The sequence below is a fragment of the Corynebacterium sp. NML180780 genome, assembly GCF_007786415.1.
In the GTDB taxonomy this organism is placed as follows: domain Bacteria; phylum Actinomycetota; class Actinomycetes; order Mycobacteriales; family Mycobacteriaceae; genus Corynebacterium; species Corynebacterium gottingense.
Genome location: NZ_VNKN01000006.1, coordinates 110,311 through 127,072 on the forward strand (window position 1 = coordinate 110,311; position 16,762 = coordinate 127,072).

Sequence of the window (16,762 nt, forward strand, 5' to 3'; positions counted from 1 at the left end):
CGCAGGGCGCGCTTAGGCCGAGCGCTGCTCTTCGTCCGTCAGGTACTGCGGCTCGGCCTCGCCCCGCACCACGTCCGCGGAGATGACCACGCGGTTCACGCCCTCACGGTCGGGGAGGTCGTACATGATGGGCACCAACAGCTCCTCCATGATCCCGCGCAGTCCGCGAGCGCCGGTCTTGCGTTCCGCCGCCTTGTCTGCAATGAGCCCGAGCGCCTCGCCATCCAGCTCAAGCTCGGCACCGTCCATAGCGAACAGGCGCTGATACTGCTTCACCAGGGAGTTCTTCGGCTCCGTGAGCACACGCACCATGGCGTCGCGGTCCAGGTCCTCCACGCTGGCCAGCACCGGCAGACGGCCGATGAACTCGGGGATCAGTCCGAACTTCACCAGGTCGGCCGGCTGCACCTGGGAAAGCAGGTTGGCCTCGTCGCGCTCCGCCTTCGAGTCGATCTCTGCGCCGAAACCGATCCCCTTCTTACCCACGCGCTCCGCGATGACCTTGTCCAGACCAGCGAAGGCGCCGGCCACGATGAACAGGATGTTCGTGGTATCAAGCTGGATGAATTCCTGATTCGGGTGCTTGCGCCCACCCTGCGGCGGGACCGACGCGACCGTGCCCTCCAGGATCTTCAGCAGCGCCTGCTGCACGCCCTCGCCGGAGACGTCACGCGTGATCGACGGGTTCTCCGACTTGCGCGAGATCTTGTCTACCTCGTCGACGTAGATGATCCCAGTCTGCGCGCGGTTGACGTCAAAGTCCGCCGCCTGCAGCAGCTTCAGCAGGATGTTCTCCACGTCCTCGCCCACGTACCCGGCTTCGGTCAGGCTTGTCGCGTCCGCGATTGCAAACGGGACGTTGAGCATTCGGGCCAGCGTTTGCGCAAGGTACGTCTTACCGGAGCCGGTCGGGCCGAGCAGAAGAATGTTGGATTTGGAGATCTCCACGTCCTCCTCGCGGCGGCGCCCCGTCGATGCAAGCGACTCTGCCTTGATGCGCTTGTAGTGGTTGTACACCGCGACGGCGAGCGTCCGCTTCGCCTGATCCTGCCCAATGACGTACTGGTCCAAAAACGCCGTGATTTCGGACGGCCGCGGGAGCCGCTCCGGGTCACCAGCCTGCCCCTGCTGCGAGCTCGCGAGCTCCTCTTCGATGATCTCGTTGCACAGCTCAATGCACTCATCGCAGATGTACACACCGCCGCCTGCGATGAGCTTGCGGACCTGCTTCTGGCTCTTTCCGCAAAACGAGCACTTAAGCAGATCCGATCCGTCGTGTGTTGCTGCCATGTGCGCTATTTACTCCCGTTCGTGCAATCGCCGTGCGGTCTTTCCGTGCAATATACGTGCCCCCGCCACGGACTGACCAAAAGGTTAGATTTCAAGTGTAGTTCCTACGTCAAACCAACGGGCGCACGCCCACGCTGGTTCCCGTTTTGCGCAACAATGGTTGCCGGACCTGCATTTCAGCGGAAAGGACGCAGACAATGACTCACCTTCACGTCACCGAACATGGGGATCCGACTCGCCCGACGGTGGTGCTGCTCAGCTCCATCGCCACAACACACGAGGCCTGGTCCAAACAGGTCCCCGTCTTGGAGGGCGCCTTCCGTGTCGTCACCGTTGATCACCGCGGTCACGGCAAGTCCGACAAGGCTCGGGTTGCGCCCGGGGCATCGCTTATCGACGACCTCGCGTCCGACATCCTCCACGCCCTCGACGAGGCGGGCGTGGACCGCTTCAGCATCGTCGGACTTTCGCTCGGCGGGGCGCTGGCGCAGTACATCGCCGCCACCAGCGGCCGCGTGGACAAGGCTGTGTTCGCCTGCACCGCCACCTACCTTGGCGGGCAGGACAAGTGGTCCGAGCGCACCGCCCTCACCCGCGAGCAGGGCACAGCGGCGCTGGCCGACGGGATGATGGGCAACTGGTTCACCGACGGGTTCCGGAAATCGCACCCGGACGAGGTGCAGCGTATCCATGACATGGTGTCCGGCATCGACGGTGAAGGCTACGCACAAAACGGCGACGCCCTGGCCAAGTGGGACTTTGCCGACCGCCTGGGCGAGATCACCTGCCCGGTGCTGACGATCGCCGGAGCACAGGACCCGTCAACGCCTCCCGCAGAGTTGGAGAAGATCGCGCGCGGCGTCGCGGGGCCGGTGAAGTCGGTGGTGATCGACCCTGGTTCGCACCAGGTTGGCATCGAGCGCCCCGAGGAATTCAACCGGGCCTTGACCGCGTTTCTCTAGGCCGCATCGGCTACGCTAGTAGCGTTCATCGTCGCCGGAAAGGATCTGCTCGTGAAACGCAACCGTACCCAGTCTGTTCTCGCAGCGCTCGTTGCTGCAACGGTATTGGCGGGTTGCTCGTCTTCCGAGGGCGACGAAGCTCGCCTGGCGGAGCCGGTGATCGACTTCCCCGCGACGAGCACGACGGCGTCGCCGACGACGTCGAAGTCCACGTCCACCTCTACATCGAAGAGCGCGGACGAGGACGACGAGGAGGAAACGACGAAGTCGTCGTCGACAAGCACGTCGAAGGCCTCTGAAAAGTCCAGCTCGGAAAAGAAGACCTCGACGAAGAAAACCTCCGAGAAGTCCACGAGCACGCGCAAGACCAGCACCCGCCGAGCCGCAAAGGACGAGGTGGAAGAGCAGGTGATTACGGAGACGGTGCCGGTGGATGACGGCTCGAATGGGTGCGCGTGGCCGGCGCAGGGCGAGGGCAGCGGCAACCAGGAGTACAGCACGTTCTGCGACGGCACCTGGGCGCGCACCATCACGCCTGAAAACGAGCAGGAGTACTTCTGGACTTCCGAAGGCGGAACCTGGACCAGCGTGGACCCGACTGGGTCGAATGAGAACGGCGTGTGCTGGGCCCGCGAGCCGTTTGCGCAAGCGCCTGAGGCCGTGAAGAACGCTGTGCCGTTCTGCGCGTAATACGGGATAGTCCGCGCGCAAACAACGCCACCCGGTTCACTGCCGGGTGGCGTTGTTGGGTGCAGCGCGGGAAGCACCCGCGCGAAGCGTTAGGCGTTGAGCTTGCGGTAGTCAAAGACCTGGTCGATGATCCCGTATTCCACCGATTCCTGGGCGGTAAGGATCTTGTCGCGGTCGGTGTCCTCGCGGACCTGCTCCGCGGTGCGGCCCGTGTGGCGGGCCAGCGTGTCCTCCATGAGGCGGCGCATGCGCTCGATCTCGTTGGCCTGGATCTCCAGGTCAGAGACCTGCCCCTGGGTGCCCTGGGTGGCCGGCTGGTGGATGAGCACGCGGGAGTTGGGTAGCGCAGCGCGCTTTCCCGGGGCGCCGGCGGCGAGGATCACGGCAGCTGCGGACGCGGCCTGCCCGAGGCAGACGGTCTGCACATCGGGGCGGACGTACTGCATCGTGTCGTAAATCGCCATCAGTGCGGTGAAGGAGCCGCCCGGCGAGTTGATGTACATGGTGATGTCGCGGTCCGGGTCCTGCGACTCGAGGACCAGCAGCTGCGCCATGATGTCATTGGCGGAGGTGTCATCCACCTGGGTGCCCAGGAAGACAATGCGCTCTTCAAAGAGCTTGCCGTACGGGTCGATCTGCTTGGTACCAAAGGAGGTTTCCTCCAGGAACTGCGGCAGGACGTAACGGGAGTTCGGCATCTGGAAAGTCATAAGTTCAGTCCTTTGCGTTGAGGGTGTTCCGGGTTAGTTACCAACTGGGCCGTCGGTCTGCGCAACGTTCTCAATGACGTGGTCGACGATGCCGTACTCCAACGCCTGCTGGGCGGTGAACCAGCGGTCACGGTCCGAGTCCTTGGTGATCTGCTCGAAGGTCTGGCCGGTGTGCTCGGCGATGAGCTCAGCCATCTCACGCTTGGTCTGCGCGAACTGCTCCGCCTGGATCGCAATGTCCGCCGCGGTGCCGCCGACGCCTGCGGACGGCTGGTGCATCATGATGCGCGCGTGCGGCAGCGCGTAGCGCTTGCCCTTCGTCCCGCCGGAGAGCAGGAACTGGCCCATCGACGCGGCGAGGCCCATGCCGTACGTAGCCACGTCGCACGGCGCGTACTTCATCGTGTCATAGATCGCCATGCCGGCCGTCACGGAGCCGCCGGGAGAGTTAATGTACAGCGAAATGTCGCGCGTGGGGTCCTCCGCGGACAGCAGCAGGATCTGCGCGCAAAGCTTGTTCGCAATCTCATCATCAACCTGCTGACCGAGGAAGATGATGCGTTCACGCAGCAGGCGCTCGTAGACGGAGTCTCCGAGGTTCATGCCGTTAGCTGGGGATGTCATATGACGCTCCTTTAATCCTTCGTTTCCGTTGAGTCAATGCCCCTACCCTACTCGGGGCCGCGCGCAATGTGGACCCTGTTCGCTACCGGCGTACGCGCCTCCGATTCGCGCCGCCCGCGCACGAAAAAAGCCACCGCCCGCACGTGGGGCAGTGGCTTCACTGGGCAGGGGCAGCGTATCGACGCCCCCGTGACCACTTACTTCTCTTCGGTCGCCTCAGCGGACTCGTTGGACTCTGCAGCCTCGTCCTCATCCTCGATCTCACCGAAGTACTCGTTCGGGTCGATGGTGTTGCCGTCCTCGTCGGTAACGGAGGTGCGGCAGATGGCTGCGGCGAGGGCCTTGCCGCGACGCACGTCTGCGAACAGGTTGCCAATTTGACCGGACTGCTGCAGCTGGGCCACGAACTGGTTCGGGTCCATGCCGTAGGACTGCGCGGTGAACAGGATGTGGTCGGTGAGCTCCTCCTGGGAGACCTCCGGCTTTTCCTCCTCAGCGACGGCGTCGAGGAACAGCTGGGTGCGCACAGACTCCTCTGCCTGCTCGCGGGTCTGCTTGTCAAACTCCTCGCGGGTGGTGCCCTGTGCCTCGAGCAGCTGAGCCAGCGCGTTCTCGTCGTGCGCCATCTGGCCGAGCAGCTGGTGCAGCTGGTTGTGCGCCTGCTCCTCAACAACGGAGTCCGGCAGCTCGAAGGTGGACTCGGAGAGCGCGGCCTTGAGGACCTCGTCGCGGATGTCCGCAGCCTGCTTCGTCTTGGTGTCCTCTTCCAGCTGGGACTTGGTAGCCTCGCGCAGCTCGTCGACGGTGTCGTATGCGGAAGCTTCCTGCACGAAATCGTCGTCAAGCTCGGGGAGCTTGCGCTCCTTGGACTGCTGGACGTGGACCTTGAAGGTGGCCTCCTCACCCTTGTGCTCGCCCTGCTCGATGGTGGCGGTGAACTCGGCGTCCTCGCCGGTCTTCATGCCGCGCAGCGCGGTGTCCAGGCCCTTGACCAGGTCGTCGCTGCCGATCTGGTAGGTCAGGCCCTCGGAGGAAGCGTCCTCGAGCTTCTCGCCGTTGACGGTTGCCTCGAGGTCGATGATGGCAAAGTCATCGGTCTTCATCTTGCGCTTGGTGTCCTTGAGCTCGCCGAAGCGGGAGCGCAGGTTGTCCAGCTCTGCCTCGACGGCCTCGTCGTCGACCTTGATGGCCGGGACGGTCACAGCGATCTTGGAGAAGTCCGGCACGGTGATCTCCGGGCGGACGTCAACCTCAGCGGTGAACTCGACAACGTCGTTGTCCTCGATCTTGGTGATCTCCAGCTCCGGCTGGGCCAGCGGGGTCAGCTCGTTCTCCGCGATGGCCTGCTCGTAGCGCTGCGGCACCATGTCGTTGACAACCTGCTCGAGGATGGGGCCGCGGCCAAAGCGCGCGTCGATAAGCTGGCGCGGAGCCTTGCCACGACGGAAGCCCGGGATGTTGACCTGCTGTGCAATGGACTTGTAAGCCTGGTCAATTTCCTTACCGAGCTCGTCGAAGGGGACGCTCACGTTCAGCTTGACGCGAGTCTCACTGAGCTTATCGACGGAAGTCTTCACGAAGTAACTCCTGTACTAGTTGATTGAAAAAGATTCGTATGTGCAGCAAGCCCGCTCACGAGGAGCGGGCTTGCTCTTGTCGGGGCGACAGGATTTGAACCTGCGACCCCCTGCTCCCAAAGCAGGTGCGCTACCAAGCTGCGCCACGCCCCGCAATTTTTACGGCATGAGCTGCGGTAAAGCAGGATGGTGGGGGACCCTACCAACTCACGCCAAGCAATTGTAGCGTGCAGCGTACGCGATATGGAATTAAGGCCCCGTTAAACCGGGTGCGGTGGCATCGACAAGCAATTACCATGGCAAAACAAAAAGGAGACAGCTATGAAACGCACTGTCGCGCTCTTTGCACTACTCCCCCTCGCTGCGTGCGCGCCCAGCCAGGGCCTGCGGGAGCACTTGCTTCACGACGCCCCATTCACCCTCGCAGACGTCGCCCGCGAGTCGACCGGCAAAACCGTCGATCGGGCGTACGCGTGGTGCCCCTACCACGACGCGTCGCAGGCCGCTGGGCTCGGCTTTGACGAGCAAGACTTCTTCAGCATCAACCGCAACCCGAGCGCATGGGAAACCCACACCGGCATCGGGCTCATCTTTACGGATGGAAGCTCCTCCGTCGAATGGTTCGAGCCGGAAGAGATCAACGCCTGCGGAAACGGAATTGAGTCTGGGACCGAGCTCGACCCGGGCGCGGAGCTTCGCACACACGTGGAAAAGGTGGAATACTCCGGGTCATCTTCCGGGATTGACCAACGCGAGGTGAGGGTGCTCGAGCGTTGATGGGCGGTTTCCCGCACAACCGGTTTCACCGGGAGAAAGTGGAGGGAATGACGGGAATCGAACCCGCGTCTTCAGCTTGGAAGGCTGAGGTATTAGCCACTATACGACATTCCCAAAACGCGAAATCAGCGCGAAATCGCTGTGGAAAGTGTAGCGCAGAGCCTGGGCGAAACCAAACCCGCGCCGCATACGCTGCTGCGCGATCATCCCGGCATGCATACTCTCGGTGGTGACAAACCTCGACCTCCCCAAGGATGTGACGTTCGTGTTGCGGCCGTTTGTTTTCTTGTTCGTCGGCATCGCACTGTGCGCCTTCATCGTGAACCGCAGTGGCAACGACCCGCGCGAGCGCGTGCTTTTCGACGCCGCCGTGTCCGATGCAAAACGCTGGACGGACCACCTGGGCACGCAATTGTCGGGGCTCACGGGCAAGGACGAGGCGTCCCGGCAGGCGCTGGCGGACGCGAACGAGCGGCACGACGCGGCGCAAAAAGCACTCGCGTACGCCCAAGCACCTGACGAGGTACGCGCCGCCCGCAACGCGGCGCTGGAGGGCATGCACTACCTCAACGCCGCACGCGAGATCATGGGCATGGCGACGGAGTCGCCCCTCCCGAAGCTCCGGGGCCAACTCGAGGCGGGAAGAGTGGGCGAAGAACGGATGATCCGGCAGGAGGACGGGCCGACGCTGCTGGCATCACCCACGCCGTCGGTAAGCACTCCGCACTTCTACCCCGGCGGCGCGGTCGCGGGTCGCCCGGTGCCGGCCGGCTGGTACTCCGATCCGTGGTGGAAGCAGGCGCTCGTCGCGGGCACGTGGGCCGCGGGTGCTGCGGCACTCTCCTCCTCCGTGTACGCGGAGGCCGAGGAGGATCCCCGCAAGAAGATGGAGTCCGCATCTGGCAGCGGAGGCAACGGAGATAGCAGTGGTGACTGGTCGAGCACCCCATCCTCCGGCGACGCCACCTTTGACAACGAAAGCAGGGGCGGCGGGTTCGACGTCGACGACAACCGGGGGCGCGGCGACGACGGAAGTGACGGTGACAGTGGCGGGGACGGCTGGTTTGGCGGCTTCTTCGGCGGGGACGGCGGTGACGGGGGCGGCGACGGTGGGGGCGGGGACTAACACGCAGATAGCCAAAGCCCTGCCCGACCAGTGAGCTGTGTGCGATAAACTGCTTGACGTTCAACCGCCCTATATATAAGGAGCCGCAGTGCGCATTGCAGTGTTGCTGAAAGAAGTCCCGGACACCTACAGCGACCGCGACATGAACCTGGAGACCGGTCTCACCGACCGCTCGGGGGACGTCGCCGCCGACGAGGTTGGCGAGCGCGCGGTGGAGGCCGCGCTGCGCATTGCGGAGAAGCTGGGGAAAGACGACGTTCAGGTCGAGGTCCTTTCGGTCGGTCCCGCACAGGCGGCGGAGTCCGTGCGCCGGGGGATCGCGATGGGCGCGCAGGAAGCGACGATGGTGACGGATGACCGCCTCGTCGGCGCAGACACGACGATGACGGCGACGGTGCTGGCAAAGCTGATCGAGCGCGGCGACTACGACCTCGTCGTTGCGGGCACGATGAGCTCGGACGGCGGCTCGGGCGTCATCGCCCCGATGCTGGGCGAGCTGCTGAACTGGCCCGCGCTGACCAATCTCACCTCGCTCGACGTGGACGGTGACACCGTCACCGCGACGCAGGCGGGCGATCACGCGACGGCGACGCTGCGCGCGCAGCTGCCCGCAGTCGTCGCGGTTTCCGACGAGTTCGCGGACGCGCGCTTCCCCAACTTCAAGGGCCTCATGGCGGCGAAGAAGAAGGAGCTCACCACGCTCACGCTCGATGACCTTGGAGTTGACGCCGAGGATTACACTCCGGCCCGCGCCATCATGGTGAGCATTGACCGCCGCCCGCCGCGCGAGCAGGGCGAGATCATCGACGCGTCGAGCTCGTCCGCCGCCAAGCTGGTCGATTTCCTCGAGTCTCAGAACCTTATCTAGTTAGGAGCCCACCATGACCACCACAGATCCGGTTCTCGTCGTCCTGCCCGACACGCTCGACGGCCAGCCCGACCCCGCAGCCGCAGAGCTCATCGGCGCTGCTAGCACGCTCGGCGCCCCGGTTGTCCTCGCCCGCAGCGCCGACCACGCCGACGCCCTCGGCGGTCTCGGGGCGACCAAGGTCGCGACCTCGGAGCTTTCGCTTATCGACGCCACCGTGGCCGCCATCGATACGTTCAACCCCCAGGCTATTCTCACCGCCCACGACGTGCGCGGCCGCGACCTGGCCGCCCGCGTGGCCATCCGCGCCGGACGCGCGCTGCTCACCGACGCTACGAACGTCCGGCGCGACGACCAGGGCATCGTCACCGACCACTCCAACTACGGCGGCGCGTTCACCGCCGTCGCTGCCGCCACCCACTCCGCGCCGGTGGTCACGCTGCGTCTGGGCAGCGTCGACACGCGCGCGGCAGCCACGAACGCGGAGGTCATCGAGGTCACCGGTGACGCACGCGAGCGCCGCGTCGCTGAGGTCGTCGAGTCGACCCCGGTGGAGCGCACCTCCTCCCGCCCGGAGCTGACCACGGCGGACAAGGTCGTCGCCGGCGGCGTCTCGCTCGGCGATGCCGACATGTTCGAGGAGCTCGTCGGCGGCCTCGCGGACGCCCTGGGCGCCGCCGTCGGCGCGACCCGCTCCGCGGTGGACGAGGACCAAGTCCCCTACGAGGCGCAGATCGGTCAGACCGGTGTGCTGGTGTCCCCGAAGCTGTACATCGGCGTGGGCATCTCCGGCGCCGTGCAGCACCTGGTGGGCATGCAGACCTCCGGCACCATCGTTGCCATCAACAATGACGAGGACGCCCCCATCTTTGAGATCGCCGACTTTGGCATCATCGGCGACCTCTTCGATGTGGTGCCCGAGATCATCTCCGAGATCGAGTCCAGGAAGTAGGCGCTTTATGCAGGTACCCGTACGTCAGGGCCTGCCCCGCGTTTCCGGCGGGGCACCGTGGCCGCCGGTAGAGGTTGCGGAGGTGCCGGAGCCTAAGGGCGGCGCTGCGGCACATTCCGCACAGGCGGAAGACCCGGCACCGAACAAAGCTCACTTTGCGGCCGCAGAGTACGTCACCGTAACCCTGCGCCGCGGCCTGCCCCGCACCCCGGGCGGCCAACCCTGGCCCGCAGCGGAAACCGCCCAGGTCCCAGCACCGAAAATTTCCGCACAGGCGGAAGACCCGGCACCGAACCCAGCTCACTCTGCGGCCGCAGAGTACGTCACCGTCCCGCTGCGACGCGGTCTGCCCCGCACCCCGGGCGGCCAACCCTGGCCCGCAGCGGAAACCGCCCAGGTCCCAGCACCGAAAATTTCCGCACAGGCGGAAGCACCGGCACCGGAGGCGGATCACTCTCCGGCCGCAGAGCCGGCAGCGCCGGCAGAGTCAGAAGAGCCGGCAGCGCACGTCACCCCGGCGGCACCCGCAACACCTGCCACACCCGCAACTCCTGCCGCTGCCGCCGGGTCGACGGCGAAGCGTGCGGGGGGTGGCACGGAGGCGTCGAAAAGCACTCCGCACAGCACTAAACCCTGGATTTGGGGCGGTATCCTCGTCGTGCTTGCGGCGATTGGTGTGCTGGCTGCGCGCTGGTTCGTCGGGACGGACACGGGCGCGGACTTCATTGCGCGCTACAGCGGCGCGCAGCCGCTGCCGGAAAGCGCGCCGGAGGGCTTCCCCGCGTGGCTGACGTGGTCGCACTTCTTCAACATGTTCCTCATGGCCATGATCATCAAGACTGGTCTGACGCAGCGTCGCGAGAAGAAGCCGGAGGCGTACTGGGCGCCGCGGAGCAGGCCGCGCGAGAAGATTTCGGTGAACCTGTGGCTGCACGTCGTACTGGACGTGGCGTGGGTCGTGCTTGGCGCGATCTTCTACGTCCTGCTTTTTGCCACCGGCCAGTGGATGCGGATCGTACCCACGAGCTGGGAGACCTTCCCCAACGCGGTGTCGGCGGGCATTCAATACCTGAGCCTGGATTGGCCGAACGAGAACCCGTGGGTGTTCTACAACTCCCTGCAGGAGCTGTCGTACTTCCTGGTGGTGTTCGTGGCGTCGCCGCTGGCGATCATCTCGGGTGCGCGCATGAGCCCGCTGTGGCCGAAGCAGTGGAACTTCATTTCCATGCGCGTGGCTCGCGCGCTCCACTTCCCCACCATGCTGTTCTTCGTCCTGTTCGTGATCATCCACGTCGCGCTCGTATTCACCACGGGCGTGCGCGGCAACCTCAACGCGATGTTCGCCGCCACCGACGACCCGACCGGGTGGACGGGCACGATCCTCTTCGTCATCGCCATCGCGGTCATCGCGGGCGGTTGGGCGCTCGCCCGGCCGATGTTCGTCGCGCCCATCGCGGCACGCACCGGCAACGTGACGCAGCGCTAGGGGCATTCGCTTATCGACGCCCCCGTCACCCCGCCCGACTACGATGTCGGCCATGACGGAAACGATTCCCGAGCTCAAGCTCAACGACGGCACCCTGATCCCCCAACTCGGCTACGGGCTGCACCGCGTCGACCCGGCCCTCGCTGAGGAACTCACCCTCGCCGCGCTTGAGGCCGGGTACAGGCACCTGGACACCGCCTTCATCTACCACAACGAGGAGGGCGTTGGCCGCGCTATTGCCGCCTCCGGCGTGCCCCGCGACGAGTTGTACGTGACCACGAAACTGTGGAACGGCCGGCACCGCGACGCCGACGCGGCGCTGTCCGAGTCCCTCGAGCGCCTGGGGTTGGACCACGTGGACCTGTACCTGATCCACTGGCCGGTCCCCTCGGAGGGCGCCTACGTGGACGCGTGGAGATCCATGGTCCAGCTGCGCGAGCAAGGGTTGACCACCTCAATCGGCGTCTCGAACTTCCTCCCCAGCCACATCCACGACCTCGAGATGGCCACCGACGTCACCCCGGCGGTCAACCAGGTCGAGCTGCACCCACTGTTCCAGCGGTGGAAGGAGCTCGACGCGATGCGGGTGCACGGGGTGGCCATCGAGGGGTGGGCGCCGCTGGGCGGCGGCAACCTGGACCTTTCCGACTACCCGGAGATCACCGACGCCGCCGAGGCGCACGGGAAGACGCCCGCCCAGGTGGTGCTGCGCTGGCACCTGCAGAACCGGGTAATCGTCTTCCCCAAAACCAACTCGCCGGAGCGCATGGCGGAGAACCTGGACATCTTCGACTTCGAGCTCAACCACGACGAGATGGCCGCCATGATTGCGCTTGACGAGGAGGAGTTCGGACGATTCGGGCCGCACCCCGCGCACTACTCGGACATGTAGCCTTCAATTCCCAGCGCCGCGAGCTCGGCGCACAGGGCATCGATCTGCGCTGACGTGTGCGTCGCCATGAGGGTGACGCGCAGGATCGCTTGCCCGCGGGCCACGGTGGGCCAGCGGATGGCGGGCACGATGAACCCGCGCTCGAGCAGCTGGGCGGACGCCCGCATCGCGGCGGCCTCGTCGTCCACGTGGACCGGGATGATGGGGCCGGCGCCCGCGGGATCGATCGCGCCTTCGCCGCGGTTGGCGTACCAGCGGGCGATGTTGGCGTGCAGGCGCTGCACCGGCTTGGGATCGGATTCGAGTACCTCGACCGCGGCGGTGATCGCCGCGCAGGTCGCCGGCGCCGGTGAGGTGGAAAAGACGAAGGAGCGCGCCTGCTGGCGCAGGAGTTGGGCAACCGGCGCGTTGGTCGCCACGGCGGCGCCCTCCGCTCCGAGCGCCTTGCTGGCGGTCATGAGCTGGATGTCGGGGCGCACACCGAAGTACTCGGGGAGGCCGCGGCCGGTGGCGCCGATGGTGCCGATGGCGTGGGCGTCGTCAAGCATGCTCCAGGCGCCGTGCTCCCGGCAGACCTCGAGCAGTGCGGGCAGCGGCGCGCAGACGCCGTCCATGGAGAACAGGCCGTCGGTGACCACGAGCGCGTGGGCGGTCGTGCGCTGGGACAGGCAACGGGCGACGGCGTCGACGTCGCGATGCGGGGTGACGCAGACCTCGGCGCCGCTGGCCTTCGCCAGGCGGCAGCCGTCGATGATGCTGGCGTGGTTGCGCGCATCCGAGACGATCGTGAGGCCGCCCGCGCTCGCGCATGCGGCGGCGAGGGCTTGGAGGGTGGACACGTTGGCCTGGTAGCCGGTGGCGAAAAGTACTGCATCGTCGTAGCCGGTCAGGCGCGCGCACGCGGCCTCGGCGGCCAGGTGGAGCTCGTTGGTGCCGGTGGTGAGGCGGGAGCCGCCCGAGCCCGCACCAAAGGTCCGGATCGCGGCGATGGCGGCGTCAGCCAGGCGCGGATCCTCCGCTAAACCCAGGTAGTTGGAAGAGCTGAACAGGACCGCGTCGGTGCGGTGTGCCCCGTCCCGGAGGCTCGCCTCGGCGCGCTGGGCGGTGGCGAAGACGGACGGGCTGCGCCACAGGCCGCGGGCGCGCCAGTCGTCGAGGCTGGCGGCGGCGACGTCGGCAAGCGTCTCGGCCTGCGGTGGCTGGCCGGGGGTCACTGCGCGTCCTCCTGCGACGGAACGCGCACCAACACCGGTTCTCGCTCCAGGTAGCGGATGAGCGCGGCGATGTCGGCACCCTCGCGGACGAGGAAGGCGCGCGCACCAGCGGGCGAACCTGCCGGCTTGATGTTGGGGATGCGCGTGTACGTGCCGGCGTGGGCGACGTAGCCGGTGGTGTAGTCGGGGTCGTCGGAGATGCACAGCTCCGCGAGTACGTCGGGGTGCGCGGCGACCTTGCTGCTGAGGACGAGCGCCTCGCGGGCGGCGTCCTTGCCGGGCGCGACTGTGGTGCAGGTGGCGTCCACGGCGTCCACGTGGCTCACGCGTACGCCGCGCTCGCGGTCGGGTTCCAGCCGCGCGCCGGTGCCCGCGCACACGAGCATGGCGCCGCGCATGTCCCGTGCGGCGAACGTGTCGCGGACCAGGGCGTCGGCGTGCGGGGTCAGCGGCGCGAGCAGCGCGCGGATCACCTGCTGCGCCTCACCTGGGTGGGCGCACTCCGCCACCTCCACGCCGAGCGCGGGGACGCGCCGGATCGCTTCGGGGTCGAGCGCCTCCACTGTGAGGTGCGTCTCGGCGGCCACGCCCTTGGGGTGGTCCAGCGCGCGCTGCGCAAGCTGCGCGCAGGTGGACGACACGCACTCTGCGGGCACGATGCGCTCCGCGCCAGAGATGTGTCGGCCGTTGGAGCTCGCGCGCATGCGCACCGAAAAGTAGGTCATGTGACCCAACCTACACGCCGCCTTGTACAGTGTTCAATATCGCCACCAGCTGCAGCAATGAAAGGCTCCCATGACGCCCGACGAGATCACCGCGATCGACACCGCGCACATCTGGCACCCCTACGCCGCGCCCGGCTCCGGCAACCTCCCCGTCGTCCGGACCCACGGCGTCTTCCTCGAGCTCGCCGACGGGCGCACGCTTATCGACGCCATGTCGTCCTGGTGGGCCGCAGCCCACGGCCACGGGCACCCCCGCCTGGTCCGCGCCGCCCACGAACAGATCGACCGCATGTCGCACGTGATGTTCGGCGGGCTCACCCACGAACCGGCAGCGCGCCTCACCCAAAACCTCCTCGAGCTGACCAGCGGCGAGGCGGGCCCGAACTACAGCCGCGTCTTCCTCGCAGACTCCGGCTCGGTGTCGGTGGAGGTGGCCATTAAGATGGCACTGCAGTACGCCCGCGGCACCGGACACCCGGAGCGCAATCGGCTGCTCACGTGGCGCTCCGGCTACCACGGCGACACCTTCGCCGCGATGAGCGTGTGCGACCCCGACGGTGGCATGCACTCCATGTGGAAGGGCGTGCTCGCCGAGCAGCGCTTCGCCCCCGCCCCGCCGGTACGCGGCGCGAGCGAGGACGCACGCGCCGCGTACCTCGCCGAGTTTGAGCAGCTCATCACCGACGACATTGCCGCAGTGGTGATCGAGCCCGTCGTCCAGGGCGCCGGCGGCATGCGCTTCCACGACGCTGAGCTGGTCCGTGGCGTGCGCGAGCTGTGCACGAAGCACGGTGTACTCCTGCTTGCAGACGAGATTGCCACCGGCTTCGGGCGCACCGGTCAGCTCTTCACCACCCTGGACAACGGCGTGGTCCCCGACATCCTGTGCGTGGGCAAGGCGATCACGGGCGGGTTCATGACGCTCGCCGCGGTGCTCACCACCGACAAGGTCGCAGCCGGCATGGAGCCGTCGGCGATCATGCACGGGCCAACGTTCATGGGCAACCCGCTCGCCTGCGCCGTGGCCGCCGAGGCGACCGACATCATCGCCGAGGGCGACTGGCGCGAGCAGACTCGCAACATCGAAACCTGGCTTACCCAGGCACTTGCGCCCGCGCGCAACATCGCCGGCGTCGCCGACGTGCGGGTTCTCGGCGCGATCGGCGTGGTGGAGATGGCGTTCGACGTGGACATGGCCGCCACCACGCAGGCCGCGGTGGACCAGGGCGTGTGGATCAGGCCGTTCGGGCGCAACATCTACACCATGCCGCCGTTTGTATGCACCGAGGACCAGGTCCGGCAGATCGGTCGGGCCGTGGTCGCTGCGGCTGAAGCGGCCGCAGCCGCACACAAAGATACACAGGAGCAGGACCAATGATTGTTGTCGTCACCGGTACAAACACTGACGTGGGCAAAACCATCGCCACCGCGGCGCTCGCATCGGCGTGGCAGGCGGACGGGACGGCCGTGCGCGTGGCCAAACCCTTGCAGACCGGAGAACCGGACGGCTCCGGCGACGCCAACACGGTCGACCGTCTCACCGGCGTGGCCACGCACGAGTACGTCCGCTTCCCCGAGCCGCTCGCCCCCAACTTGTCGGCCCGGCGCGCCGGCATGCAGGTCCCGCCGCTGGGCGAGGTCTGCGATTGGATCCGGGCGCTCGACGCCGAGGACGGCGGCCGCGGCGTCACTCTCGTGGAGGGCGCGGGCGGCCTGCTGGTGCGGCTTGCAGACGACTACACCATCGCCGACATCGCCGCCGAGCTGGACGCACCCATCGTTGTCGTGACCTCGCTGGGCTTGGGCAGCCTCAACGCCGCGGAACTGACGGTGCGCGAGGCGACGCGCCGCGGTGTGCGCGTCGCCGGGCTTATCGGCGGCATGCTGCCCGCGGAGCCGGATCTGGCGACGCGGCTCAACCTTGAGGAGCTGCCCGTGGTCACGGGCGTGGACCTGTGGGCGAGTATCCCCGCCGGCTCTGGCGCGTTGGAGCGCGATGCGTTTGCGCGGATGGCCCGGGCACTCGGCGTTCCTGCGCCGCCGCGGTAGCTCGGTCTAGAGCGGGCGGCCGACCTCGGATTGCGCGATCTCCTCCGCGTGGCGGATCACCTTGGCCAGCGCCGCCGCGACGTCGGCCGCCCGCTCACTGCTCAGGATGTCCTTGCGCACCTCGATCATCACGCCCAGCACCTTCATGTTCTGGGTGAACTCGACGGGGATGTACACGCCGGTGAACGGGGTATTGCGCTCCACGTTGAACCCGGCGGCGGTGAACTCGCGGTCGGTCACGTCCGCAAGCAGCGCCGGGGTATGGATCGAGTGGGTGCCGATGCAGATGTCCGGCAGCAGCGTGCCGGGGTGGATCTGGTACTCGTCGGGCTGGTTGGAGTAGGAGTGCACGTCCACGATCACCGCGCCGTCGAGGGCGTCCAGGCGACCGCGGGTGAGCTCGGTGACGGCCTCTGCGTAGGGCTCGTAGTACTTCGCGCGCAGTTCGGTGGTGTCAAAGCCCGCGGGGCGCAGCAGGTTGCCGTCGCCAAGCTTCATGTAGACGGCGCCGCGGCCTGAGGCGTCCATCGAGTCGCGCTCGTTGGAGAACCGCCCCGGGTCCGCCACCAGTCGCGACAGGTTGTTCACGATCATCCACGCGTCCACCCCGGACTGCTCGCGGGCGGCGGTGGCGAGCTCAAGCGTGCCGTCGTCCGTCACGCGGTCGAGCTCCTGCGCCAGCTGCGCGTCGGTGGCGACGAAGTCAGCGGCCACCTCCTCGGGGATCTCGCGCGAGGAGTGCGGGACGTGGATGATCACGGGGCATGCGGCCCCGCCCTGCGTAATGATGTAGTGCTCGGGCTGTGCGCTCATGCACAGA

Annotated in this window: 17 protein-coding genes and 2 tRNA genes; 10 read left to right on the forward strand and 9 right to left on the reverse strand. The window is 66.8% G+C overall.

The window, feature by feature from the left end:
* Positions 1-12: 12 nt before the first annotated feature.
* Positions 13-1,290: an ATP-dependent Clp protease ATP-binding subunit ClpX gene (gene clpX, locus FPP74_RS05415; RefSeq protein ID WP_095275437.1), complete on the reverse strand. Its 1,278-nt coding sequence runs from the start codon at positions 1,288-1,290 to the stop codon at positions 13-15.
* Between the two features lie 197 nt (positions 1,291-1,487).
* On the opposite strand from clpX, the gene FPP74_RS05420 reads away from it, so the two are divergent.
* The gene (locus FPP74_RS05420; RefSeq protein WP_095275436.1) at positions 1,488-2,252 is read left to right on the forward strand and encodes an alpha/beta fold hydrolase; all 765 of its coding nucleotides are present in this window, start codon (positions 1,488-1,490) and stop codon (positions 2,250-2,252) included.
* A 51-nt stretch (positions 2,253-2,303) separates the two neighbouring features.
* Entirely contained in the window at positions 2,304-2,942 is a 639-nt protein-coding gene (locus tag FPP74_RS05425) for a hypothetical protein (RefSeq protein WP_133064723.1), read from the forward strand.
* Between the two features lie 89 nt (positions 2,943-3,031).
* On the opposite strand, the gene FPP74_RS05430 is transcribed toward FPP74_RS05425, so the two are convergent.
* The 4 genes from FPP74_RS05430 to FPP74_RS05445 all read right to left on the reverse strand — a co-directional run bounded on the left by FPP74_RS05430 (position 3,032) and on the right by FPP74_RS05445 (position 6,006).
* Entirely contained in the window at positions 3,032-3,652 is a 621-nt protein-coding gene (locus FPP74_RS05430) for an ATP-dependent Clp protease proteolytic subunit (protein WP_095275433.1), read from the reverse strand.
* Positions 3,653-3,685: 33 nt separating this feature from the next.
* The gene (locus tag FPP74_RS05435) at positions 3,686-4,276 is read right to left on the reverse strand and encodes an ATP-dependent Clp protease proteolytic subunit (protein WP_095275432.1); all 591 of its coding nucleotides are present in this window, start codon (positions 4,274-4,276) and stop codon (positions 3,686-3,688) included.
* Between the two features lie 197 nt (positions 4,277-4,473).
* Positions 4,474-5,853: a trigger factor gene (gene tig, locus FPP74_RS05440; protein ID WP_144717358.1), complete on the reverse strand. Its 1,380-nt coding sequence runs from the start codon at positions 5,851-5,853 to the stop codon at positions 4,474-4,476.
* A gap of 79 nt (positions 5,854-5,932) precedes the next feature.
* A tRNA-Pro gene (locus FPP74_RS05445) sits at positions 5,933-6,006 on the reverse strand.
* A gap of 168 nt (positions 6,007-6,174) precedes the next feature.
* On the opposite strand from FPP74_RS05445, the gene FPP74_RS05450 reads away from it, so the two are divergent.
* Positions 6,175-6,630, forward strand: coding sequence for a hypothetical protein (locus FPP74_RS05450; RefSeq protein ID WP_144717360.1), 456 nt, complete (start codon positions 6,175-6,177; stop codon positions 6,628-6,630).
* Between the two features lie 39 nt (positions 6,631-6,669).
* On the opposite strand, the gene FPP74_RS05455 is transcribed toward FPP74_RS05450, so the two are convergent.
* Positions 6,670-6,744 (reverse strand) — tRNA-Gly (locus FPP74_RS05455).
* A 115-nt stretch (positions 6,745-6,859) separates the two neighbouring features.
* On the opposite strand from FPP74_RS05455, the gene FPP74_RS12215 reads away from it, so the two are divergent.
* The 5 genes from FPP74_RS12215 (at position 6,860) to FPP74_RS05480 (ending at position 11,954) form a co-directional block, all read left to right on the forward strand.
* The gene (locus FPP74_RS12215) at positions 6,860-7,756 is read left to right on the forward strand and encodes a DUF1542 domain-containing protein (protein WP_255456080.1); all 897 of its coding nucleotides are present in this window, start codon (positions 6,860-6,862) and stop codon (positions 7,754-7,756) included.
* An 88-nt stretch (positions 7,757-7,844) separates the two neighbouring features.
* Positions 7,845-8,624: an electron transfer flavoprotein subunit beta/FixA family protein gene (locus tag FPP74_RS05465; protein ID WP_095553618.1), complete on the forward strand. Its 780-nt coding sequence runs from the start codon at positions 7,845-7,847 to the stop codon at positions 8,622-8,624.
* Between the two features lie 13 nt (positions 8,625-8,637).
* Positions 8,638-9,576 carry an electron transfer flavoprotein subunit alpha/FixB family protein gene (locus FPP74_RS05470; protein ID WP_095553619.1) on the forward strand — a complete coding sequence of 313 codons (939 nt, stop codon included), beginning with the start codon at positions 8,638-8,640 and terminating at the stop codon, positions 9,574-9,576.
* A gap of 7 nt (positions 9,577-9,583) precedes the next feature.
* A complete protein-coding gene (locus FPP74_RS05475) occupies positions 9,584-11,062 on the forward strand; it encodes a cytochrome b/b6 domain-containing protein (RefSeq protein WP_144717362.1) in 1,479 nt (492 codons plus the stop codon).
* 52 nt (positions 11,063-11,114) lie between these two features.
* Complete coding sequence (locus tag FPP74_RS05480; protein ID WP_144717364.1) at positions 11,115-11,954, forward strand: aldo/keto reductase; 840 nt, start codon at positions 11,115-11,117, stop codon at positions 11,952-11,954.
* Here FPP74_RS05480 and FPP74_RS05485 read toward each other — a convergent pair.
* Positions 11,939-13,168: an 8-amino-7-oxononanoate synthase gene (locus tag FPP74_RS05485; protein ID WP_144717366.1), complete on the reverse strand. Its 1,230-nt coding sequence runs from the start codon at positions 13,166-13,168 to the stop codon at positions 11,939-11,941. The genes FPP74_RS05480 and FPP74_RS05485 overlap by 16 nt on opposite strands.
* Entirely contained in the window at positions 13,165-13,893 is a 729-nt protein-coding gene (locus FPP74_RS05490; protein ID WP_144717368.1) for a 6-carboxyhexanoate--CoA ligase, read from the reverse strand. The genes FPP74_RS05485 and FPP74_RS05490 overlap by 4 nt, the downstream gene beginning before the upstream one ends.
* 70 nt (positions 13,894-13,963) lie before the next feature.
* Here FPP74_RS05490 and FPP74_RS05495 point away from each other — a divergent pair, with 70 nt between their 5' ends.
* Positions 13,964-15,271 carry an adenosylmethionine--8-amino-7-oxononanoate transaminase gene (locus FPP74_RS05495; RefSeq protein WP_144717370.1) on the forward strand — a complete coding sequence of 436 codons (1,308 nt, stop codon included), beginning with the start codon at positions 13,964-13,966 and terminating at the stop codon, positions 15,269-15,271.
* Positions 15,268-15,942 (forward strand): dethiobiotin synthase, encoded by a 675-nt coding sequence (gene bioD, locus FPP74_RS05500; RefSeq protein ID WP_144717372.1) that lies wholly within the window; start codon positions 15,268-15,270, stop codon positions 15,940-15,942. Before FPP74_RS05495 ends, bioD begins: the two co-directional genes overlap by 4 nt.
* Before the next feature lie 6 nt (positions 15,943-15,948).
* Here bioD and FPP74_RS05505 read toward each other — a convergent pair whose 3' ends face one another.
* Positions 15,949-16,755, reverse strand: coding sequence for an N-formylglutamate amidohydrolase (locus FPP74_RS05505; protein ID WP_144717374.1), 807 nt, complete (start codon positions 16,753-16,755; stop codon positions 15,949-15,951).
* Positions 16,756-16,762: the final 7 nt, after the last annotated feature.